17 protein-coding genes and 1 pseudogene are annotated in these 21,297 nt (G+C 67.1%); 8 read left to right on the forward strand and 10 right to left on the reverse strand.

The genetic code is table 11. The features are described 5' to 3' along the window. The first annotated feature begins 177 nt into the window (after positions 1-177). Positions 178-2,136 carry a putative baseplate assembly protein gene (locus tag C479_RS09740; RefSeq protein WP_007701631.1) on the forward strand — a complete coding sequence of 653 codons (1,959 nt, stop codon included), beginning with the start codon at positions 178-180 and terminating at the stop codon, positions 2,134-2,136. Position 2,137: 1 nt separating this feature from the next. Then, positions 2,138-4,327, forward strand: coding sequence for a phage tail protein (locus C479_RS09745; protein WP_007701634.1), 2,190 nt, complete (start codon positions 2,138-2,140; stop codon positions 4,325-4,327). A gap of 74 nt (positions 4,328-4,401) precedes the next feature. Here C479_RS09745 and C479_RS16385 read toward each other — a convergent pair whose 3' ends face one another. The 5 genes from C479_RS16385 to C479_RS09775 form a co-directional block, all read right to left on the reverse strand. After that, on the reverse strand, positions 4,402-4,626 hold the full coding sequence (locus tag C479_RS16385; protein ID WP_007701637.1) for a hypothetical protein: 225 nt from the start codon (positions 4,624-4,626) through the stop codon (positions 4,402-4,404). A gap of 588 nt (positions 4,627-5,214) precedes the next feature. Further along, complete coding sequence (gene thsA / locus C479_RS09760) at positions 5,215-6,879, reverse strand: thermosome subunit alpha (protein ID WP_007701643.1); 1,665 nt, start codon at positions 6,877-6,879, stop codon at positions 5,215-5,217. Between the two features lie 292 nt (positions 6,880-7,171). Continuing rightward, positions 7,172-7,741: a KH domain-containing protein gene (locus tag C479_RS09765; protein WP_007701646.1), complete on the reverse strand. Its 570-nt coding sequence runs from the start codon at positions 7,739-7,741 to the stop codon at positions 7,172-7,174. 25 nt (positions 7,742-7,766) lie between these two features. Next, positions 7,767-8,438, reverse strand: a complete 672-nt coding sequence (locus C479_RS09770; protein ID WP_049907231.1) for a hypothetical protein — start codon at positions 8,436-8,438, stop codon at positions 7,767-7,769. Between the two features lie 107 nt (positions 8,439-8,545). Then, positions 8,546-9,862, reverse strand: a complete 1,317-nt coding sequence (locus C479_RS09775; protein ID WP_007701650.1) for a tryptophan--tRNA ligase — start codon at positions 9,860-9,862, stop codon at positions 8,546-8,548. A 393-nt stretch (positions 9,863-10,255) separates the two neighbouring features. Here C479_RS09775 and C479_RS09780 point away from each other — a divergent pair, with 393 nt between their 5' ends. The 3 genes from C479_RS09780 (at position 10,256) to C479_RS09790 (ending at position 14,407) form a co-directional block, all read left to right on the forward strand. Next, entirely contained in the window at positions 10,256-11,365 is a 1,110-nt protein-coding gene (locus C479_RS09780) for a thiamine ABC transporter substrate-binding protein (RefSeq protein ID WP_007701651.1), read from the forward strand. Positions 11,366-11,426: 61 nt separating this feature from the next. Further along, positions 11,427-13,322, forward strand: coding sequence for an ABC transporter permease (locus tag C479_RS09785; RefSeq protein ID WP_049907232.1), 1,896 nt, complete (start codon positions 11,427-11,429; stop codon positions 13,320-13,322). After that, positions 13,319-14,407: an ABC transporter ATP-binding protein gene (locus tag C479_RS09790; protein WP_007701657.1), complete on the forward strand. Its 1,089-nt coding sequence runs from the start codon at positions 13,319-13,321 to the stop codon at positions 14,405-14,407. Before C479_RS09785 ends, C479_RS09790 begins: the two co-directional genes overlap by 4 nt. Before the next feature lie 39 nt (positions 14,408-14,446). On the opposite strand, the gene rio1 is transcribed toward C479_RS09790, so the two are convergent. From rio1 to C479_RS09805, 3 genes are all read right to left on the reverse strand, one after another. After that, positions 14,447-15,313, reverse strand: coding sequence for a serine/threonine-protein kinase Rio1 (rio1, locus tag C479_RS09795; protein WP_007701660.1), 867 nt, complete (start codon positions 15,311-15,313; stop codon positions 14,447-14,449). A gap of 66 nt (positions 15,314-15,379) precedes the next feature. Beyond that, entirely contained in the window at positions 15,380-16,513 is a 1,134-nt protein-coding gene (gene endA / locus C479_RS09800) for a tRNA-intron lyase (protein WP_007701663.1), read from the reverse strand. A 142-nt stretch (positions 16,514-16,655) separates the two neighbouring features. Further along, positions 16,656-17,402, reverse strand: coding sequence for an endonuclease NucS domain-containing protein (locus tag C479_RS09805; RefSeq protein WP_007701666.1), 747 nt, complete (start codon positions 17,400-17,402; stop codon positions 16,656-16,658). Between the two features lie 207 nt (positions 17,403-17,609). On the opposite strand from C479_RS09805, the gene C479_RS09810 reads away from it, so the two are divergent. From C479_RS09810 to C479_RS09820, 3 genes are all read left to right on the forward strand, one after another. Next, a complete protein-coding gene (locus C479_RS09810) occupies positions 17,610-18,380 on the forward strand; it encodes a heptaprenylglyceryl phosphate synthase (protein WP_007701669.1) in 771 nt (256 codons plus the stop codon). Between the two features lie 110 nt (positions 18,381-18,490). After that, complete coding sequence (locus C479_RS09815) at positions 18,491-19,105, forward strand: DJ-1/PfpI family protein (protein ID WP_007701672.1); 615 nt, start codon at positions 18,491-18,493, stop codon at positions 19,103-19,105. Positions 19,106-19,174: 69 nt separating this feature from the next. Beyond that, positions 19,175-19,825 (forward strand): HAD family hydrolase, encoded by a 651-nt coding sequence (locus C479_RS09820; RefSeq protein WP_007701674.1) that lies wholly within the window; start codon positions 19,175-19,177, stop codon positions 19,823-19,825. A gap of 87 nt (positions 19,826-19,912) precedes the next feature. On the opposite strand, the gene C479_RS16545 is transcribed toward C479_RS09820, so the two are convergent. Further along, positions 19,913-20,056, reverse strand: coding sequence for a hypothetical protein (locus C479_RS16545; protein WP_007701677.1), 144 nt, complete (start codon positions 20,054-20,056; stop codon positions 19,913-19,915). A gap of 168 nt (positions 20,057-20,224) precedes the next feature. Beyond that, a pseudogene (locus C479_RS09825) lies at positions 20,225-21,297 on the reverse strand (DEAD/DEAH box helicase); the annotation flags it as partial.

Here is a 21,297-nt window from a genome sequence, read left to right on the forward strand (position 1 = left end):
ACTGTCGGCGTCGTTGGCTGCTGACGTGCCGTCATCAGTATCGATTGCTACCGACGTGCCGTCGGTGTCGATGGCCGTCGACACACCGTCGGTGCCGGTAGCCGCCGATATGCTGGCGTGTTATCGATACCTGCCGGCACCGGCTCGCACGAGTGCCGACACGGAGGTGCCAGTCACATGGGAATAGATGTCCCGACGCTCGACGATCAAACGTACGAGGACTTGCTCGAGCAGGCGAAGAAACTGATCCCCGCGTACGAAGCTGAGTGGACGGATTTCAACCCACACGATCCGGGGATCACGATCCTCGAAGTGCTCGCGTGGGTGACTGAGACGCACAGCTATCAGCTCGACCAGGTGACCGATGCCCACCGGGAGAAGTACCTTCGGCTCCTCGGGCACGAACGCCGACCGCAGACGGCTGCGTCCGCGCCGCTGTCGATCGACCCACCGGAGTCGACCGTCGGGACGCGAATTCCGGCCGGAACCGGACTCGCCGTCGCGGACGGCGCCGACGAGAGCTATCGGTTCGAGACCGACCACGACGTCGTGCTCTCGGGGGCCGAGATCGATCGCGTCGCCACCGTCGATGGCACGGGCGAGACGGACCACACCGAGGCGAATCGAACGAGTGGCATGTTTTACCGACCGTTCGGTGACGACGTCTGCGCCGACGATGCGCTCTTTCTCGGCTTCGACGGCGACCCGTTCGCTGGCACGGACGCGCTCACGCTCGTCGTCGACTATCACGACGACGATCTGCCCGATCCAGCCCCGGGCGACGCCCTCGCCGACGAGCCATCCTTCTCGCCGACGGTCGACCTCTCGTGGGCGTATCGTGGTCCCGAGATGGACTCCTGGGAGCCCCTGTCGATCGCCGTCGACGAGACCACCGCGCTGTACGACGGTGGAGTGATCGAACTCGCCCGCCCGACGGCGTCGCAACCAGCGCCGGGACGGGACCACGCGCTCTCCGACGCGGCGGACGACCGCGGCTGGCTCCGCTGTCGCGTCGAGACGCCGGGATACGAGTTTCCGCCACAGCTAGACGGTGTCCGAACGAACGTCGTCACCGCGAGCCACCGGGCGCGCGTCGCGGACGAATCGCTCCGCCCGGTGACGGTTCCCGGCTCCGGTGGCACCGAGGAGACGCTCGGACTCGACGGACAGACCTACGCGTTCCCCGACGAGAACCTGTTCGCCGCGACGGTCAGCGTCGACGGCGAGCGATTCATCGAGGTCCCCGACTTCGACGCCTCCGGGCCCGACGATCCACACTACGTCCTCGACCGATCCCGCGGTCGCGTGACGTTCGGTGACGGGCGTTCCGGACGGGTTCCCCCGGCGAACGCGACGATCTCGGCGTCGTACGTCTACGGCGGCGGCGAGGCGGGGAACGTGTCGCCGGGTGCGGTCTGGCGCTTCGCCGACCCGATGCCCGACGGCATCGCCGGGACATCGCTCGCCACCGCCGAGGGTGGTGTCTCCCCACTTTCCGGGGCGACGGGCGGGACGGACGCCGAGTCGGTCGAGGCGGCCATGCGCCGGGCGCGGCGTGATCTCAGACGCCCCTATCGTGCCGTCACGGCCGACGACGTTCGCTCGGTGGCCGCACGGACGCCCGGCTTGCGAATCGCCCGGACGGCCGTGCTCGTCGGTGATCCGATCACCGTCGTCGTCGTTCCGTACGCGCCGCCCGACGTGGGCCGGCCGGTTCCCAGCGACGGGTTCGTCCGGGCCGTCCAGTCACACGTCGGCGAGCGGACGCTGTTGACCGACCGCGTCTCCGTTCGGGGGCCGCGCTACGTCGGACTGGAACTCTCCGTGACGGGCCGGACCCGTCCGGGATACACGGCGCGCAATCACGAGACCGCCGTCGCGGAGGCGATCGAATCGTACGTGCACCCGCTCACGGGCGCCGGCGGGGACGGCTGGCCGTTCGGCCAGCCGTTACAGGGGACGCGTCTCGTCGAACGACTCACCGATCTGGAGGCGATCGATCACGTCTCGGACCTCTCGATCACCGCCCACGGGGGGACGATGGTCGACGAACACACGGTCGAGATCGGCGACGCGGCGCTGTTCGCCGTCGATTCGGTGACGGTCGACTTACACGGGACGGGTGGGGTGAACTGAGATGGAGTACTCGTACTCGACGGCGACGAGTGAGGCCGACTGGAACGAGTGGGTGAAACGCAACGTCGCCGTCGTCGACGGCGGCCTGTCGATCGCGCGAACGACCTCGATCCGCGAGTCCGATCTCGGCGTGTCGGTCGTCGATCACGCCGTCGATCCGACCGGCGTCCTTTACACGCTCGACGACTCGGGGGCGCTGTATCGCTACGATCCCGCGACTGACCTGCATCAGCGGCTGATAGAGGGCTCGGAGTCCTCGATCGATCGACCCTGTGCGGTGTGTGCGAGTGAGAACCGCGTCTACGTTGCCGACGCCGCCGACGGCTCGATCGTCACGCTCTCGCCGCGATTGCAGCGGGAACTCGGTCAGCTTCCCTGTGAGGCGGCGGACCCACGAACGCTCCGGTACGCGGACGGCGTCGTCTACGTCGTCGACGGTGACGATCGGCTCGTAACCGTCGGCGGCGAGGCGGAACTGACCGTCGACTGGTGGCTGCAGTCGCCGATCGACCTCGCGGTCTGTGCTGGCCGGATGTACGTCCTCGACGAGACGAGTGACGGACGGACGATTCGTGCGTTCGACGCCGAGGAAGAGCGTCGTGAGGGCCTGTATCCGCTCTCGACTGGTGCGTTCGTCACCGAGGACGCCTCGTTCACACCGACGGCGATCGCCGTTCCGTCAGGGAGGCTCGTCGTCGCCGGAACGTTCGACGACCGGGATGGACACGGGCTCTTCGAGTGGGACCCCGACCAGGAACGGTTCACGCTCCGTCACGAGCTCGCGCGGCCGTGTGTCGACCTCGTCGGCCAACCCACCGACGAGCACAGCCGGCGGGTCTTCTACGCGCTCCTGGGCGAGGAGCGGGCGAGTTACGCGCTCCAGGAGGTCGGCGAGTACGCTCGGCACCCGAAACGCGATCGCCACGTTGGCGTGGCGTTTCACCGCTTCGATGCCGGACGGGCCGCCGTCGAGTGGCACCGCATCGCGCTCGACATCGCCCGTGCCTCGGCGAGTACGCAGGTCAGACTCCGCTACGTCGCGACCGACGAGGCGGCGATCGGCTCGTTCGACGCCGAGGGCCTTGGCACTGAGGGGCTCGATCCGAGTGCGATCGAGGCGCTCCGGGAGAGCGGCGTCGACTCGCTGTGGGCGCTCGCGACGGCAGCGCCGACCGACCTCGCCGAGCGATCCGACCGGTTCGACGTCTCGACGATCCGGTCGTGGTGTGAGGCCGCAGGTGAGACGCTCGCCGACCACGCCGACGACCGCTGGACACTCGTCGAGACGATCGATCCCGAGGAGACGCTGTTGCGGGATGCGACTGGGCGATACCTCTACGTGGCCGTCGAACTCGTCGGGACGCCGACGGCGGCGCCGCTGGTCGATTCAGTGATGGCGTACTGTCCACGCCAGTCGTACCTCCGGTACCTGCCCGAGGTGTACCAGGAAGACGACCGGTCGGCGACCTTCCTGGAACGGTTTCTCTCGGTCTTCGAGACCTCGTTCGTCGAGATCGAGCGCGAGATCGAGGGGTTCAGCCGGTACATGGATCCGGGCGGGGTGCCGAGCGAGTCGCTCGAGTGGATCGAAACCTGGCTGGCTGCGGACGACTACCGGTCCTGGCCGGAGAGCGCGCGACGGGAACTCCTCGCCAGGGCGCCCGAACTCTACCGGAAGCGGGGGACGAAGGCCGGCCTGCGCGCGATGCTCGAACTGTACCTCTCTCATACCACCGACGAGGGGCGGTCCGGCCCCGAGCGAACCACGGCGGAGCGAGCTGACCGTTCTCGGCTACTGGACGCGACCGGAACCGAGAGCGACGCCTCCTCGCTCTCGTCGGGTCGCGCCATCGACCAGCGACTGTTCTTCCTCGAACCGGGTGACTTAGACTGCATCGAGAACGAGGCGGCCAGAGCCCAGTTCGCCTCCCTGTTGCCAGGGCCGCGGTCGTTCGCACTCTGCTGTGGGCCGTTCGACTCGGCGGAACAACGGGAGGCCGTCGAACACATCGTCGAGACAGAGACGCCGGCCCACGTCACCGCGCAGGTGCTCCCCATCGAAGACGAGTTCACGCTCGGCGTCGACACGTTCCTCGGTGTCAACAGTGCGCTCCGTCCGCGGGCGTTCGCCATGGGCGAGGCCGCACTCGGCGAGGACACCGTCCTCGGTCCGGGACGGACGACCGAGTGAGAGAACTGTCGGCCGTCGTTGTGACTCGCGGATTTGATCGAACCAGTACCGTACCAGCGTTCGCCCGCCAGTGACTATTCGAACGCGTTCCATCCGCTCGGCGCCGATTCGAGTCCGCGGACCCGACACTCTCGCGTCCCGTCGTTGCGTTCCCTGAGTTCGACGACGCGGTCGACGACGAGATCGTTGCATACGCGGTCGACGAGGTTCTCAGCACGGTCGAGGCGGATACCGGTGACCAGCGGTGGGTCGAGGAATTCGACGCGGCGCTGTCGACACCGCCCCTGATCGAGGATCACGTCGTCTCCGGGACGGCCGATGGAGCCGTCCTCGCCGTCGACTCGTCGGGGATCTCGACTGGCGGAAACAGGTCGCGGACGGTGCCGTGACAGCGCTCGCCGCAGCCGGGGACGGTTGTTTGTCGGAACCGAATCGGGCGTCGTCCCCCTCGACGCCGACAGCGGCGACGAGGTCACCCGATCGACGATTTCCGATGCGGTGCGGGCCCTCGCGGTCGGCGCCGACAAGTGCTATGCGATCGCGATGTCCGTGTTTGTACGAGAATAGCGAGACCAATTTGGAGACAACGGCGATTGAGCGACGATCTGTGTCCCAGTGTCGCCGAGTGAGTGGTTCGGAGAAGGCGCGGCTCTATGCGAACGAAGTGAGCGAGAGCCGCGGGAAGATGAGCGGTATAACCGCGATCCGAACGAAGGGGTTCACCGCGAGTGAACGGAGTGAACGAGCGGGCCGACGACTGACCCAGAGACGTCGCGAAGCGACGTCGGCGGGGAAGGAGGAGTGCTTTTGATCGACCTTTTACCGAGCGTCGGCGCGCCGTGCGGCGAAGCCGCCGGCGCGAAATGAGCGTAGCGTAAAAGGTCGTTTTACATCATGCCGCCCATACCGCCGCCCATGCCACCCATGCCGCCGCCCATTCCGCCTGGGCCGCCGGCCGGCATGTCGTCGCCCTCGTCGTCGTCAGCGACGGCGAGGTCGCCCGCGGCGATGACGTCGTCGATGCGCAGCAGCATGACGGCGGCCTCGGTCGCGGAGTCGATGGCCTGGGTCTTGACGCGCTTCGGTTCGTAGACGCCGTCGGCTTCCATGTCGACGGTGTCGCCGGTGTAGGCGTCGAGCCCGGCGCCGGTCTCGCCGGCGTCGTGGTCGGAGCGCAGTTCGACCAGCGAGTCGATGGGGTCGAGACCGGCGTTCTCGGCGAGGGTGCGCGGGATGACCTCTAACGCGTCGGCGAAGGCCTCGACGGCGAGCTGTTCGCGGCCGCCGACGGAGTCGGCGTAGTCGCGCAGGGCGAGCGAGAGCTCGACTTCGGGTGCGCCGCCGCCGGCGAGCACCTTGCCGTCCTCGATGGTGGTGCGGACGACGCCGATGGCGTCCTCGATGGCGCGGTCGACCTCGTCGATGACGTGTTCGGTGCCACCGCGGAGGATGAGGGTGACGGCCTGGGCGTCCTCGACGTCCTCGACGAAGACGTGTTCGTCACCGGCGATCTCCTTCTGGGAGACGGAGCCGGCGAAGCCGAGGTCGTCTTCGGTGATGTCGTCGACGGAGGAGACGGGCGTCGCGCCGGTCGAGCGGGCGATCTGCTGGGCGTCGGAGTTCTTGACGCGGCGGACGGCCAGGATGCCCTCCTGGGCGAGGTAGTGCTGGGCCATGTCGTCGATGCCGGAGTCGACGAAGACGGCGTCGGCGCCGACGTCGGCGAGCTGGTCGACCATCTCCTCGAGCTGGGCCTCTTCCTGCTCGATGAACTGCTGGAGCTGGTCGGGGTCGGTGACGTTGACCTCGGCGTCGATCTCGGTCTCCTTGACCTCGAGGGCGCCGTCGATGACGGCGACGTTGGCGTCCTCGACGAAGTACGGCATGTTGTCGGAGACGCGGCTCTTGTTGACGAGGACGCCTTCGACGAGTTCGGAGTTCTCGATGGCGCCGCCGACGACCTTCTCGACGGAGATGTTGTCCGTGTCGATGCCGTCGTCGTCGGCGACCGTGCGGACGGCGTCGACGACGAGCTCCGAGAGGAGGTCGCGGGCGTTCTCCGCGCCCTTGCCGGTCATCGCGGTGGCGGAGATCTGCTGGAGGATCTCCTTGTCGTCGGCGTCGACGTCAATCGCGACGTCGTCGAGGGTCTCCGTGGCCTTCTGGGCGGCCTGGCGGTAGCCCTGCGCGACGGTGGTCGCGTGGATGTCCTGATCGAGGAGTTCCTCGGCGCGCTTGAGCAGTTCACCGGCGACGACGACGGCGGAGGTGGTGCCGTCGCCGACTTCGCTCTCCTGGGTCTCGGCGACGTCGACGATCATGTCGGCGGCCGGGTGGTCGATCTCCATCTCCGTCAGGAGGGTGACACCGTCGTTGGTGACGATGACGGAGCCACTGGAGTCGACGAGCATCTTGTCCATGCCCTTCGGGCCGAGCGTGGTGCGGACGGACTCCGCGACGGCCTTGCCGGCCTGGATGTTCATCGACTGTGCGTCTTTACCCGATGTGCGCTGACTGTCGTCCGAGAGGACGATGAGGGGCTGGTTGCCCATCTGCTGCTGAGCCATAGTCACTCGAAGGATTGTTTGTGATTCTATATAGGCTTTTCGCTCCTTGTCGTCCGACTGCCGCCCGTGTGTGGGATTCGGAGACTATGTGGTCATCTAGCACGCGGGGTTTAAGTACGGTTTTCGCTGGGAAAACCGCTGTCTGGGACACGTGGGCCGACTGCTGGTGGTCGGTTGCTGTTGGTCGGCTACTGTTTCACCTGGAGAACCGGTTGGGATGTGGTCGCCAGAACGTCAGGCTGCCGTTGTCTCTCGGCGATCAGGTCTGTGCCGGCGATCAGGCCTGTTCTTCGGTTCCCGAGCCCGGGAAGCGGTGGTACTCGAGCCCCTGCCGTTTGAGTTCGTTGTGCTTCTCTTCCAAGAACGAGTAGACCGCACCGTGGGGTGCGCCGTCGAGAAGCATCTCTGCGGCGGTGCGGACGACGTCGACCTGTTCCGGCGTCCCGATGATCGCGAGGGTCGAGCCGTAGATGACGACGGAGGCGCCGGAGAGTTCCTCCATGAGTTCGCGCGTGCGGCCGTTCTCGCCGATCAGTCGGCCCTTCTGTCGCTTCATGTCGTTCGCGTTGCGGGACGCTGTGTCGATGTCGACGATGTCGAACATCATCAGTTCGTCGTCGAGCAGCGCCAGGGCGTCCTCGGGGGCGAATCCGCGCCCGATCGCCCGGACGATGTCCGGTCCCTTCAGGCCGAGCACGGGATCGCCGACGGTCTCGACCGCGACCGACCCGTTCTCGGAGTCGATGTCGAGCCTGACCTCGGCGGCCGACTCGATCTCCCGCATCGTCTCCCCGCCGCTGCCGATGAGGACACCGATGCGGTCCTGCGGAATCTTCACGTGCTGCATAGTCGGCCCTATTCGGTGCGCGGGGTTAAGCCCTTGGACCGAACTGGCCTGCAGTGGTGCCCGTCGCCCCGCGGCGGACGGCGAGGTAGCCACCGAACGCGCCCAGGAGAATCGGATAGAGCAGCCCTGCCAGCAGCAGCGCTTCGGTGAATTCGACGCTTGCGGACGTCCCTTCGTCACCGGTGAACTCGAACACTTGCGCCCCGATCGCAGCCGTGAGCAGATAGCCGATGGTCAGCGTCGCGCCGATCTTCGCTCCGTCCTCCGGCGACGCGGTCGCCGGGAGCACCCGCGCTGCGAGCAGGTAACCCGCGCCGATCAGGACGACGACCGGGACGAGCCGCCAGAGGATTTCGGGGAGTACGGCCTCTTCCATGAGCGCACCGAACATGTCGAACGATATCGATCCGAACACCGAGTCCACGCCGAGATCGACGAAGTGAGTACCAAAGTACAGCCATCCGAGCACCGTCAGAAGCCCCGGTTCGTCTCCCTGCGAATCGACCTCGTCGGTCTCGTCGGTCACGCTATCGTCGAGCACTCCCTCGGCCATCACGAGGCCGCTGAGCAGGATGAATCCCAGGACGAACGCGCCGATTCCGACGACCAGCGCGTGCTGCCACGGAACGTCGTCGAAGACCGATTCTCGATTGTCGCCCGTTGCTGTGTGTGCCTCCGTTGGTTTCGGTGCTGTCATTTCGGCAGCGTTCACGGTCCCGGTAGGTAACGTTGATGGCCCCTCGATCGGTCGGCCATACTGGCCGGTATCGATACTACGCCGGTCTCGGCGGTCCGTCCGCGTGGCTATTCCCGGTCCTCTCGGTGGAGGGAGGTCGACCGGTGACGCGGGACGCCGACCCGTTCGAGCGCTCGCGCACGTTCTCCCGGGCGGAGCCGATACGGGCCGAGTTCGTCCGCGAGCGGCCCGAGCGCTTCGCGCCGGCGCTGATGATCTGCCAGGAAGTCCGCGATTCGGTCGATCGCGAGCTCCTTCAGTTCGCCGCTCAACAACTCGCCGGCACGGTACGCGCGCTCGATCCGCTCGAGTTCGACATCGTTTGGTTCGAACAGGTAGCGCAGGTACTGGAACGGCACGTCGACGCTGGGGTCGCCGCCACGTTCCCGGTGTTTCTCGACCGTCGATTGCCCGCCCGTGTAGGCGTGCTCGCGGATGGTTTTCGCGACCGTTTCGCGGTCGTCGGTCAACTCGATCGACGGGGCGTCGTCCGAGGAACTCAGCTTCCCCGGGCCGTCGAGGGCGGGAAGGAAGCGACCGAGGAGCGCGCCCGGTTTTTCGACGGGGAGTGACTCCCTGGCCGCGAGATCGCGGCAGACCCTGACGTGCGGATCCTGATCGACGGCGATGGGGACCAGCGTCGGTTGCTGTCCCTCGACCAGTTGCGGGAGCAGGAGGTGCGTGGCCTGGACGGCCGGGTAGAACGACAGTCCCACGTTGTCCTGTTCGCCGTAGACCGCGTCGACGGTCGCCGGCGTCAGTCGCTCGGCCAGCGAGACGGCGAGGGGATAGATCACGTCGGCGTCGGCGATGTCGAGGACGATCCGCGTTCGCTCGGGATCGAAGCCGACGGCGAGGACGTCCCGCAGGTTGTCGCGGGTGTACTCGCCGATCTCGTCGAACGTCAGGTCTCTGGAGAGGAGCTTCTCGTCGTCCGAAAACGGGAGGTACACCGTCGCTCCCGTCTCGTCCTGGAAGCGCTTTGCGAGGTACAGCGGGAGGACGTGACCGAGGTGGAGCGGGCCCGAGGGGCCGACGCCGGTGACGATCGCGTGTGGCTGGCCCGTGTCGGCGGCGTCGAGATACCGATCGACGTCGCGACCGGCGTACATCGTCCGCCGCCGGATCGCTGGATGGTCTGGGAACCGCTCGATCTGTTCGTCGGAGAGCGGTTCGGCGCCGAACTCTGAAACGAGGCGCTCGTACTCGATGCCGGTGACGGTGTCGCCCTCGAGTCGTGTCGACGATGATTGTTCGGGCGAATGCTCGGTGGCCGATGTGGCTGGGTCGGACGAGTGTTCGCCGGTCGCTGTGGCTGGATCGGGCGGGTGTTCACTGGTCGATTCCGCTGTGTCGGGTGCGTCGGATGGATCGTGTCGTGCCATTGTGCGTCGCTGCGGGTCGAACTGCGTGCTGTCGGATAGCTATCCGGGAGCGGTGGAGAGAACGAAGGGAGCTGTCGACATCGCAGCGCCGGGTTAGGCCGCGACGCCGTCGACGGCGACACTGTCCGCTCTCGATGGGCGACGCCAGCACCAGCCGAGAGCGGGGCGCATGTGTCTTCGTAGTCGATTCGTTCACCTAACGGTTTCGCCCCGCACACCGTTCGTCTGTCCCGCCGTGGTCCGGTCACAAGTGGGGATCCGTCAGTTCTGTTACGTTAGTTCGTTTTATCGTACTCGCGAGGTCGGTTGGCGTATAGAATCGTCACTGATCGTCGCACGAATCTCGGGATATAAATGCTGGTTCTTAAGACCACTCAGTGGAACCATCCAGTAATGAAACGACGCACGTTCGTCGGCGCGATCGGTGGCGGGACGCTCGCAGGGGTCGCTGGCTGTCTCACACGCGACGAGAGCGGGTCGCCGAATTCGGGGGACGACCTGTCGGGTTCTCCGAAGTCGGGGACCATCACGGTCGCCACGTACGATTCCATGATCGACGGGACCGATCCGGCGGGTACTTGGTTGAAGGAGGCGTTCGAGGAGGCCTACCCGGACGCGACCCTGGAGTGGACGACGGCGGAGAACGGACTCAACCACTACATCCAGCGTGAAGCGCAGGATGCCTCGCTCGAGGCGGACGTCTATCTGGGGGTCAACGTCGACGACCTGGCCCGCATCGACGACGAGCTCGGCGACGGCGGGCTCTTTCTCGAACTCGCCGACGACCGACTCGACCGGACCGACCGCATCCGCGACGGCCTGGCGATGGGCGACCCGCACGGCCGGGTTCGTCCGTTCGACACCGGGTACATCAGCCTGGTCTACGACGAGACCGTCGTCGATGCACCCGAGACGTTCGACGACCTGCTTGACCCCGCCTACGAGGGGACGCTCCTCGCCCAGAACGCCCAGGCGTCGGACCCGGGCCAGGCGTTCTTGCTGTGGACGATCGATGCGTACGGCGAGGACGACTATCTCGAGTACTGGAACGACCTCGCGGCTAACGATGTCCGCATCCTCAAAGACTGGACCGAATCGTACTACGGCGCGTACATGGAAGAAGAGCGGCCGATGGTGGTCTCGTACTCGACCGACCAGGTGTTCGCGGCCGCCGAGGGCTACGACATGAGCCGCCACCAGATCGCGTTTCCCGAGGGGCAGGGCTACGCCAACCCCGAGGGTGTCGGCGTCTTCGACCGGGCGTCGAACGCGGCGCTCGCGCACACGTTCGTCGACTTCCTGTTCTCGAGCGACGCCCAGGCCGAGATCGCCCAGCGAAACGTCCAGTTCCCGGCGGTTGCCCCCGAGCACGTCGATCTGGCCGACGACTTCGACCAGTACGCCCACGAACCGCCCGAAGCCGTGACGATCGGCTACGACCGACTCCGGGGCAACCTCGACGGCTGGGTCGAGGAGTGGGCGCGCGACCGGACCGGGCTGTAGGGTCGTGTCCGACGACGAGCCCCGGCACGACCGGCCGTCCGACACCGCAACCGGCAGGGATGTGACCGACCGGACTGGAGTCGAGACGGCTCGAATCGAGGCCGTGACCGCCTGGATCGAGCGTCACGCACTGACGCTCCTCGCGCTCGCCACCGCGGCGACTCTGGCAGTGATGCTGTACGTCCCGGTCGCGATCGTCTTCGCTGAGGCCGTCGTCGATCGTGGCTCGGTCACGCTCGCATCGTTCGCTGACGTCCTCTCAGACCCGTTCTTCGTCGGCGAGCTGGCGACGATCGCTGCCGATCCGCTTGCGCTCTCGGACCATCTCGCGGGGATTTGGGGGTGGCTGACGGCAATTTCGATCTCCGCGACCGCCGTGACCGTCCCGGGAATCGGGATCTCGATCCCGTGGTTCGCCGTCGATACCCCGAGCCTCCGTCTGGGCCTGTTCGGCTTTACGGCCTACCAGGCGGCCCTCTCGACGTTCGCCAGCCTCGCACTCGGGCTCCCGGCCGCGGCCGTCCTCGCGAAATACGACTTCCGGGGCCGCCGAACGATCCGGTCACTGACGATCCTCCCGTTCGTCCTCCCCGGCATTCTCGTCGCGGTCGGCTTCTACGCGACGTTCGGACGGGCGGGAACGATCAACTCCCTCCTCGGCGTCGTCGGCCTGGGCCCGTATCCGTTCATCGAGTGGAATCCGCTCGCGATCGTGATCGTGGCCCACGCCTTCTACAACGCGCCGCTGATCGCTCGGGTGACGGTCGCCGCCTGGGAGGCCGTCGACGTCAGGAGCGTCGAGACCGCCCGCAGTCTGGGGGCGAGTCGGCGCCGTGCATTCGTCGACGTCGTCCTCCCGCAACTGCGCCCGGCGATCCTCGCCGGAGCCCTCTTGACGTTCATCTTCACGTTCATGACGTTCCCGATCGTCCTCGCACTCGGCGGGCTGGAACTTGCGACCGTCGAGGTCTGGATCTACGATCGGGTCAGCCGGCTCGCCCTCACCGAAGCCGCGACGCTCGCCATCCTCGAGACCGTCATCTCGCTCGGGCTAACCTATGCCTACCTCCGCTACGAGTCCGCCCAGTCGGGGCTCTCGGCGACCGGCTCTCCGCCCCCACGCGAACCCCTGTTTCCGAATCTGCGGAGCGTCGTCTCGCCCCGTCGACTCGCGATCGTCGGCTACGGCCTCCTCGCGCTGGTCGTCTTCGTCGGCCCGCTCGCGAGCCTCGTTCTCGGAAGCGTCACCGACGGGAGCGGGTTCACCCTCCGTCACTACGCGTTCCTGCTCGATCGTCAGCTCGAGGGCGAGTCGTTTCAGACGCTACCTGTCCGCGCCATCGTGAACTCGTTACTCTTCGGGCTTGCGACGCTCCTCGTGGCCGTTCCCATGGGTGTCGTCGTCTCCGTGGTGACGACGCGGGCCGGCCGGAGCGGGACGGTCGTCGACACGCTCGCCATGCTTCCGCTCGCGGTCAGCGGCATCGTCTTCGGGATCGGCCTCCTGCAGGGGCTCGTCTTCGGGATCTCGCTGCCCGGTGGGTGGCGCCTGCAGGTGACCGGGACCGTGGCGATCGTCGCCGCCCACGCCGTCGCCGCGTACCCGTTCGTCACGCGAACCGTCTCGCCGCAACTCGACGACCTCGACCCGGCGCTGGTCGAATCCGCCCGGGCCCTCGGCGCCTCGCGGGGTCGGGCGCTGCTCGACGTCGAACTCCCGCTCGTCGCCTCCGCCATCGTCGCCGGGGCCGCCTTCGCGTTCGCCATCTCGATCGGCGAGTTCTCTTCGACGGTGATTTTGGCGACCGGGAGCGACGCTTACACCATGCCAGTGGCCGTCGAGCGCTACCTCGGCCGGCGATCCGGTCCCGCCCTCGCCATGGGAACGGTGCTCCTCGCCGTCACCGCAGCCAGCTTCGTCGTCGTCGACCGCGTCGGCGGGAGGTTCGAGCAGTGACCGATCTCCGGCTCGACGGCGTCTCGAAGCGCTACGGCGGGGGAGGGGGAACCTCACCCGACGCGGCCGACGAACCGGGAACGCTCGCCCTGCGCGACGTCGACCTGACGATCCGCGACGGCGAGTTCTTCACGCTCGTCGGTCCCTCCGGCTGCGGGAAGACGACCACGTTACGGACGATCGCCGGCTTCGAGGACCCCACGAACGGGCGTGTCTCGTTCGACGGGGACGACGTCACCGGCGTCGCTCCCGAACGCCGAGACGTCGGCGTCGTCTTCCAGAGCTACGCGCTCTTTCCGCACATGACCGTCGCCGAGAACGTCGGCTACGGCCTGCAATTTCGCGATCCGCCCACAGGCACGTCCCGCGACGACCGAATCGAGCACCTGCTCGACCTCGTCGATCTCGCCGGGATGGGCGAGCGCGACCCGGCACAGCTCTCCGGCGGACAACAACAGCGTGTGGCCCTCGCCCGTGCGCTGGCGCCGGAACCCTCCCTGCTCCTGCTCGACGAACCGATGAGCGCACTGGACGCTCGCCTCCGGGAGTCGCTGCGCCGACAGGTGAAACGAATCCAGACCCAGCTCGACATTACGACCGTCTACGTCACCCACGATCAGTCGGAGGCGCTGGCCATCTCGGACCGCCTCGCCGTCATGAACGCCGGCCGGGTCGAACAGGTTGGCTCGCCACGAGAGATCTACCGGGAACCGGCGACGCGCTTCGTCGCCGAGTTCGTCGGCGACAACAACGTCTTCGAGGGCACTGTCGACGAGACGACCGACGAGCGGTCACGCGTCACCGTCGACGGGCGGACGTTTTTCCTCCCGGCACTCCCCGACACCGCCGATCGGGTCACGTTCTGCGTCCGGCCGGACGCCCTCTCGCGAGCCGCCGAGCACAACCGTTTCACCGTCGCCGTCGAAACGACCGAATTCCTGGGCGAGCGTGTCCGGTGTAACGGTCGATGGAACGGCCGGCTGATCGTGTTGCACGTCGACGACCCTATCGACGGACGGTCGGCGGACGGCGACCTCACCGTCGGGTTCGAGCCGTCGGCTGCACACGTCGTCGACGTCGAATAAGAGTCCACTGTCGCGAACGCCGGCTCGCGTACCGTCTCGCTACTCCCGCGATGGATCCGGTTTGGGATCGGTCACGAACGCGAGCAGGTCGTCGTCGCTGACGTCGACGCCCTGGCGCCGGAAGAACGAGGCCACGTTCGTACAGTCGCGCTCTAAGAACTCGCGGCTGTTGGGGTGGTGGACCGTCACTGCCTGTCCGAGGTCGATGACGATCAGTTGCCCGTCGTGAAAGACGACGTTGTACTCGCTCAGGTCGCCGTGGACGATCCCCGCCGCGTAGAGGCGGCGCATGTACTCCCGGAGTACCTCGTAGGCCGTCTGTGGGTTCTCGATCGTGACCTCGCCGAGTCGCCTCGCTCGTCCTGCCTCGTCGCCGATGTACTCCATCACGAGGACGTTTCGCTCGGTCGCGATCGGTTCCGGGACGCGGACGCCCGCGCGCTCGGCCCGTCGCAGGTTGGCAAACTCCTTTTTCACCCAGGCGAGCACGACATCTTTCTTCTTGCCGCCCAGCCCCTCGAACCGGGGGTCGCCTTCCAGATACGACCGCATCTGGCGGAAACTCGAGGCGTTGATGCGGTAGACCTTCACCGCGACCTCGGTGTCGTCGGGGCCGAGCGCCTGATAGACGTTGGCCTCCTTGCCCGTCGAGATGGGGCCGCCGAAGGCTTCGACGTGGCCGTCCTGGACGAGTTTGTACAGCGCGGCGAACGTCGCGTCATCGAACACCGACTGTTCGACCTTGAACTGGTCGGCGTCGGTCAGGCGCTCGCGGAACTGGCTGAATTTCCGGTCGCGTTTGCGGGCGATCCGGTCGGCCTCCGTCTCCGAGACGTCGATCTCTTCCCACTCGTCGCCGGGAATCTCGACAGAGTCCGTGTCGACCAGTCCGTACTCGTCTCCCATTCGGTCGTCCTAGCCGCCCGACGGGCTAAAAGGCTCGGCATTGGCTGGTGGTGGGCTCCATCCACATCAGGGCGTTAGGCGTTCGACCGACCACCAGCTGATGCCCTCGGCCGGATCGTCCGGGTGTGCTGGCTCGTCCGTGACGAGCGCGACCACCATCGTCTTGCGAACGCCGTGGGCTAGCCGGACGTCGAGCGAGAGGTCACGCGGCTCGAAGTCGTGGGTGCTCGGGACGACTCTGATCAGGTGCTCGGAGTGGCCGAGATCGTCGACCGTGTCGACGGTCACGTACGTTCGAAAGTCGGCGCCGAACTTGTAGCCGGTCTTCGGGACGACGCCGCGTTCCCGAAGCGCGGTGTAGACGCGAAGCCGGCGATCGAACCGGTCGCCTTCGACAGCTCGGCCCCGCTTGCGAACGGCACCCGGATCCAGGTCGAGCACGCCGACCGCCGCGAGGTGAGCCGCTTCGAGCAGCGAACACTGGATGGTCGGTGTCTCACCGTCGTACTCGCGGCCCTCCAGTGGCTGGCCGTAGAAGGTCCGTTCGTAGAGTGCCGTCGGCGGGTCCCAGATCACGACGCGGTCTTCGAGCAGGTCGGCGGCGACGCTGGTTCCCGGCGGTTCCGTCGCATCGTCACCAGGTAGAACGACCCCCGGATCGGTCACCCGGACGCTGTCGCCCGTCATCGTCGGCGTGGCTACCTCGAGGTAGGTAATCTCGCTCTCTTCGTCGACGACGGCGAGGACGCCGGGTTCGAGCGCCGTCGCGGGGACGTCCGTTCGCTCGCCGAGCACGCGGAGGGCGTATTCGAGTTCGCCGTCGTTCGGCCCCTTGCCGCGCGGGTAGACGGCGAAGTCGGTGTCGTCGTCGATGTGATCGAACTTCTCGGGGTCGATCCAGGGCTCGCGTGCCGGCGAGAGGTACAGTCCCCGGGCACGGAGGTCGGCGTAGACGAGGTAGCGGACGGCGAAGTCCGTCCCCGGCTCGCGGGCCGTAAAGCCCCGAAAGCCGACCCGCTCGCCGTCGATGCGGACTCCGTCTATGTTGTCCGTGTAGAGCAGGTGGGCCGCTTCGACGGGGGAGAGGGCGATTTCGTTGCCGGAGAGCGGGTAGCCGTAGCCACGGGCGTCGTGAAACCGCTGGCGGGCGTCGCCACCGATCCGGACGACGTCGCCGTCGAAGGCACCCTCGATTTCCATGCTCGTTCGTGACCGTCGGCGCACAAATGGGTGTTGGAACCGCCGTGAGTGCCGGCGCTGTCGCGATCGGCACGTTGGCCACCGCCCGCGAGTGGACTGCTGTGTGTACTCGCTCGTCGACGGTCGGGCTGGCCCGTCCATCTCAATCGGCCGCCGCGGATTCGAGGAGGCGATCACAGGCCGCGTCGAGACAGCGTTGATCGGACCCGGTGTCGAACGCCGGCAGGCCGCAGTCGCAGGTACCGTCGACGACGCCGCTGGGGACCACGAACCCGGTCTCACACTCGGGGTAGTGTTCACAGCCGGCGATCAGCCCGCCCCGGCGAAGGATGCGCAGGTCGCCGCTGCAGTCGGGACAGTTCCACTCGCGGTCGAAGGCGTCGCGGACGGCGTCGTCGAGCGATTCACAGGTCCGGTCGAGACAGATGTCGAACGCGAGTCCGCGTTCGGCCCGAATTCGGGGCAGTCCACACGAACAGTACTCGTCTCGCACGACGGCGTCGGCCGGGATGGCGTAGCGTTCGTGACAGTCGACGCAGCGAACGCCGTCGGCGCGGACGAGCGTCCCGTCGCACGCCGGACACGTGCCCACGGGCGTGCCAGCGGGTGAGGCGCGATAGTTCGTAAAGCCCTCCCGGTCGTGGGTCGCGATGCGCAGTGTCTGGACGTCTTTCTTCGCGACGAGGGTGAAGCCGCCGGTCCGTTCGGTGGAGACGCTGTCGGCCCGGGTCAGCCAGGCGACGGGCTGGTAGCCGTCGACGTCGTGGACGAGGACAGTGTTGTCTGGCTTGACGATCGTCGTCACGCGACCGCGGTACTCCTCACGTTCGGTGCCGTCGAACATGACGGTGCAGTCGCCCGCGAGGATCCGGATCGTGTCTTCGAGCATGGGCCGTCTGGCCGCGGGTTGGTATATAAACGTGCGGTCGATCGACGGGGGTGACGACGCGTCGTGACCTGGGTAGCGCGTTCGTCAGCCTGCCGTCATGCCGCTCCGCCTGGGGCGAGCCACGGCCGATCGACCCGCTCTCGACGGCGCTCGTCGCCGAACGCGCAGATCATCACACGTATAAGAGGCGATTCCGTGCACTCGTTCATGCAGCTCGACTGGACCGGGATCGACCACGTGACGAAGGTCGACCCGGAGAAGGCGATGCCCTCGGACCCCGCCTCGTTGCTCGCGGCGACGGACCTCGTGATGGTCGGCGGTTCCGACGGCGTCACCGAGGAAAATACCATCGCGACGATCGAGGCGGTTCGCGACGCGGCGCCCGACGTGCCGATCTTTCAGGAACCGTACAACGCCGACCAGGTGACGAAGGAGACGGTCGACGCCGTCGATGTCCTCTCCGTGCCGGCGGTGTACAACGGCGACATGAAACACTTCGTCGGCAAGCACGTCTCGATGTACGCTCAGCTCGCGAGCAAACCGTCCTCGATGATGGGGACGAGTCTCCCGGTCGTCGGCAGCGTGATCGAGTCGAAGGCCGAAGGGGTGGTGGCCGACCTCACCGAGAAGATCGTCGGCGAGGGATACGTCATCCAGCACACGGACTCGGCGGCCGCTCGAACCGCTGGCGCCACCGAGCCGTTCACGACCGAGGAGGTCGCTGGTGCGGCGCTCGCGACCGAGACGTTCTACGGCTTCCCGATCTTCTACGTCGAGTACTCCGGGACGTACGGTGGGCCCGCGGACGTCGAAGCCGCCGCGGCTCACTTGGAAGACACCGTCTTGCTCTACGGCGGTGGTATCGACTCGCGCGAGAAGGCCGAAGAGATCCTAGACGCCGGCGCGGACGCCGTCGTCGTCGGCGACTGTTTCCACGACGACCGCGAGAAGTTCACCGAGACGATCCCCCGGCGGTAACGCCGTTCGGCGCTCGCTTCGCCCGTTCTCCGCCTGTTTTACCCGTTCTTCCGCCTGCTGACGTCGTGTTCGACCGTGACCGCTATCGCGCTGGAGCCGAACGTCCTCGTATGGCCACGTTCGACGTCGAAATAGTGCTGTTCGACGGGTTCGACGAACTCGACGCCGTCGGTCCCTACGAGGTGTTCGACACCGCACGTGTATTCGGTGCCGACCTGACCGTCTCGCTGGTGACGCTCGACACACCGAGTCGAGTGACTGCGAGCCACGGCCTCCGTGTCGAGCCCGATGGGTCGCTCTCGACGGACGCCGCGCCCGATCTGCTGGTCGTCCCCGGCGGCGGGTGGACGAGCGACGACGGCGGGGTGCGACGAGTCGTCGACGAGGGGCGCCTTCCGGCGGTCGCCGCCGAGCTGGCCGCGGCCGGGACGACGGTCGCCTCGGTCTGTACCGGGGCGATGATCCTGGCCGAGGCCGGATTGGTCGACGGCCGCCCGGCGACGACCCACGAGGCCGCCATCGACGACCTGGCGACCGTCGCCAGTGAGGTTCACACGGATTCCGCGGTCAGGGCCGTCGACGACGGCGACGTTCTTACCGCCGGCGGGGTCACGGCCGGAATCGACCTCGCACTCTGGCTCGTCGAACGCGAGTCCGGTGCCGACGTGGCGGCCGCGGTCGCGACGGAACTCGAACACGAGCGCCGGGGAACGATCGTCCGGTAGCCGCCAGCCGTCCGCGAGGCAGACTGCGCAACCGAATCGCTTTCCGGCGGGCCTGCGTACGCTGGCCCGATGACCGCTGTGTTGTTCGACATGGACGGCGTGTTAGTCGACAGCGAGGATTACTGGGTCGCGTTCGAGGAGGATGAACTCCTGCCCGATGCGGTCCCTCACACCGAAGTCGATCTCGCGGAGACCTCGGGCATGAACTTTCGGGAGATTTACGACTATCTCGACGCCGAGTACGGGACGGCCATCTCTCGCGAGGAGTGGATCGACCGGTTCGACGAGATGGCGCGGACGGTCTACACCGAGCGCGTGTCCCTCCTGCCCGGGCTGCGGGACCTGCTCGCGGACCTTCGCGGCCGCGGGGTGACCGTCGCCGTCGTCTCCTCGTCGCCGCACGACTGGATCGACCTCGTCCTGGCCCGATTCGACCTCGCGGACGCGTTCGACGCCGTGATCAGTGCCGACGACATCGACGGCGCAAGCAAGCCTGCACCGGACGTGTACGAGTACGCTGCCGAAACGGTGGGTTCCGACCCGGCCAACTGTGTCGCCGTCGAAGATTCCGAAAACGGCATTACGGCAGGCCATCGGGCGGGGATGACGGTCGTCGCGTACCGAATCGCGGCCCACGGCGATATCGATCGATCGCGGGCCGACGTGGTGGCCGACGACCCCGCTGAGTTGCGCGAGGCAGTGCGGTCGCTGGTCCAATAACTCGACAGTGCCAGGTCCGTCTCCCGTTGTCGCGCAGGAACGCCCTCGAAACTTCAGACGCTCGCGAGGACGGCCGTCACCGGTAGTTCAGCACTGCCGGCGCTCGTCCGCGTCGTCGTCCATCCCGGCCGCCTGGATCACCTGTCGAATGTGAAAGTCCTTCTCTCGCGGATCCTCGTTCGCCAATGCGTCTTCCAGATGCTGCTTGCACTGATTGCTAAGCTCCCCCATCCCGGGAATTACATCGAACGAAGTACCTATATCTACTGTGGAATCGGTCCGCTATCGTGGGTACGCGGGGCGGATACTAACTACCGGGGACTCTCCACCGTCGGCCGAGCGCTCCGGGCCGTGTCCGGTGCCTGCGTGGGCACTAGCGCGTCCGCACCAGCCCGAAGATCAGTCGACGTCGACCGTTCGCGTCTCGCTGACCGGCACCAGTGGGAGTTCCGGAAACGCTACGCTCACGGTCAGTTCGAGGGTGTCGTGGTCGGGCGAGCCGAAGACGGCGGCGGGGACCACGTCGCTGCCGCGGAGGTAGGTGCCGGTGCTGGTCATCTCGTGGCCGTTGACCGTCACGCGAATCTCGGCGCGGGCGGCCTCGCCGGTATTCGTGACTGAGACCTCTCGCATGTCGTTCTCGCCGACGGCGATCGACGTCGGGAAGTCGTTTCCCCACCCGATTTCGACGGCGGGTAGCGACCGGGCGCTCTTCAACACACGTTCGGCCACACCTTCATCCAGGCCGGCCTCGACCAGTCCCGACACGCCGGTCTCGCGGACGTTCGCCGGTGTGTGGATCTCGGATCGTGCGAGCTTACTCGCTCGACCGGGGCCGACGCCGTCGATCGCGGTCAGGCCGACGGCAGCGGCGTCGACGCCGTTCTCGACGCGCGCTTCGAGCCGACTGGCGAGGTTCGCGTCGTGTCCGCCGGCGAAGCGATCGAGGAACGCCCGGAGTGCGGCGAGCAGGCGGAGCGCGTTGCGCGTGATCGCCCAGGCGTCACTCCGGAGTTCCGTCGGCGTCGTGCCGCTGGCCTCCGATCGGAGGATGGCGAGTACCTTTCGCTGCCCATTCGAGCCGATGTCGTCTCCGACGGGCTGGCCGGTGAGAACGCCGTCGATGGCGTCGCGCTCGGCCTGGCGCGTCGTGACGGAGTCGAACGCTCCCGCCTTCGCGATCGCTTCGAAGACTGTCGCCTCGTCGAGCGTGCCCTCGACCGCGCGCTCACAGCAATCGGCGAATCCGCGTGCGGTCTCCAGATCGAGGTAGTATCGCGAGGTCAGCCGGCCGAGTGCGGTCGGTTCGAGCCCGTTCCGCGCGTCGTCGGAATCTCCGGTCCCGTCACCGTCTCGTTCGACGAACCCGTCGGTGACGAGTTCCTCGATCGCGTCCCGGACGCGCCGATCCAGGTTCTCGAACCCGTACTTCGTCGGCCGCGTCTGGCCGCGTTCGTAGAAGAACGTGGTCT

Origin of the sequence: Halovivax asiaticus JCM 14624 (assembly GCF_000337515.1) — an archaeon.
In the GTDB taxonomy this organism is placed as follows: Archaea; Halobacteriota; Halobacteria; order Halobacteriales; family Natrialbaceae; genus Halovivax; species Halovivax asiaticus.

Excerpts from the sequence above, each read along its gene's own strand:
- rio1 (WP_007701660.1), bottom strand. The coding sequence starts at position 15,313 with ATGGGAGACGAGTACGGACTGGTCGACACGGACTCTGTCGAGATTCCC.
- C479_RS09820 (WP_007701674.1), top strand. The coding sequence starts at position 19,175 with ATGACCGCTGTGTTGTTCGACATGGACGGCGTGTTAGTCGACAGCGAG.
- C479_RS09815 (WP_007701672.1), top strand. The coding sequence starts at position 18,491 with ATGGCCACGTTCGACGTCGAAATAGTGCTGTTCGACGGGTTCGACGAA.
- C479_RS09775 (WP_007701650.1), bottom strand. The coding sequence starts at position 9,862 with ATGGCACGACACGATCCATCCGACGCACCCGACACAGCGGAATCGACC.
- C479_RS09745 (WP_007701634.1), top strand. The coding sequence starts at position 2,138 with ATGGAGTACTCGTACTCGACGGCGACGAGTGAGGCCGACTGGAACGAG.
- C479_RS09780 (WP_007701651.1), top strand. The coding sequence starts at position 10,256 with ATGAAACGACGCACGTTCGTCGGCGCGATCGGTGGCGGGACGCTCGCA.
- C479_RS09810 (WP_007701669.1), top strand. The coding sequence starts at position 17,610 with ATGCAGCTCGACTGGACCGGGATCGACCACGTGACGAAGGTCGACCCG.
- thsA (WP_007701643.1), bottom strand. The coding sequence starts at position 6,879 with ATGGGCAACCAGCCCCTCATCGTCCTCTCGGACGACAGTCAGCGCACA.
- C479_RS16545 (WP_007701677.1), bottom strand. The coding sequence starts at position 20,056 with ATGGGGGAGCTTAGCAATCAGTGCAAGCAGCATCTGGAAGACGCATTG.
- C479_RS09770 (WP_049907231.1), bottom strand. The coding sequence starts at position 8,438 with ATGACAGCACCGAAACCAACGGAGGCACACACAGCAACGGGCGACAAT.
- C479_RS09740 (WP_007701631.1), top strand. The coding sequence starts at position 178 with ATGGGAATAGATGTCCCGACGCTCGACGATCAAACGTACGAGGACTTG.
- C479_RS09765 (WP_007701646.1), bottom strand. The coding sequence starts at position 7,741 with ATGCAGCACGTGAAGATTCCGCAGGACCGCATCGGTGTCCTCATCGGC.
- endA (WP_007701663.1), bottom strand. The coding sequence starts at position 16,513 with ATGGAAATCGAGGGTGCCTTCGACGGCGACGTCGTCCGGATCGGTGGC.
- C479_RS09805 (WP_007701666.1), bottom strand. The coding sequence starts at position 17,402 with ATGCTCGAAGACACGATCCGGATCCTCGCGGGCGACTGCACCGTCATG.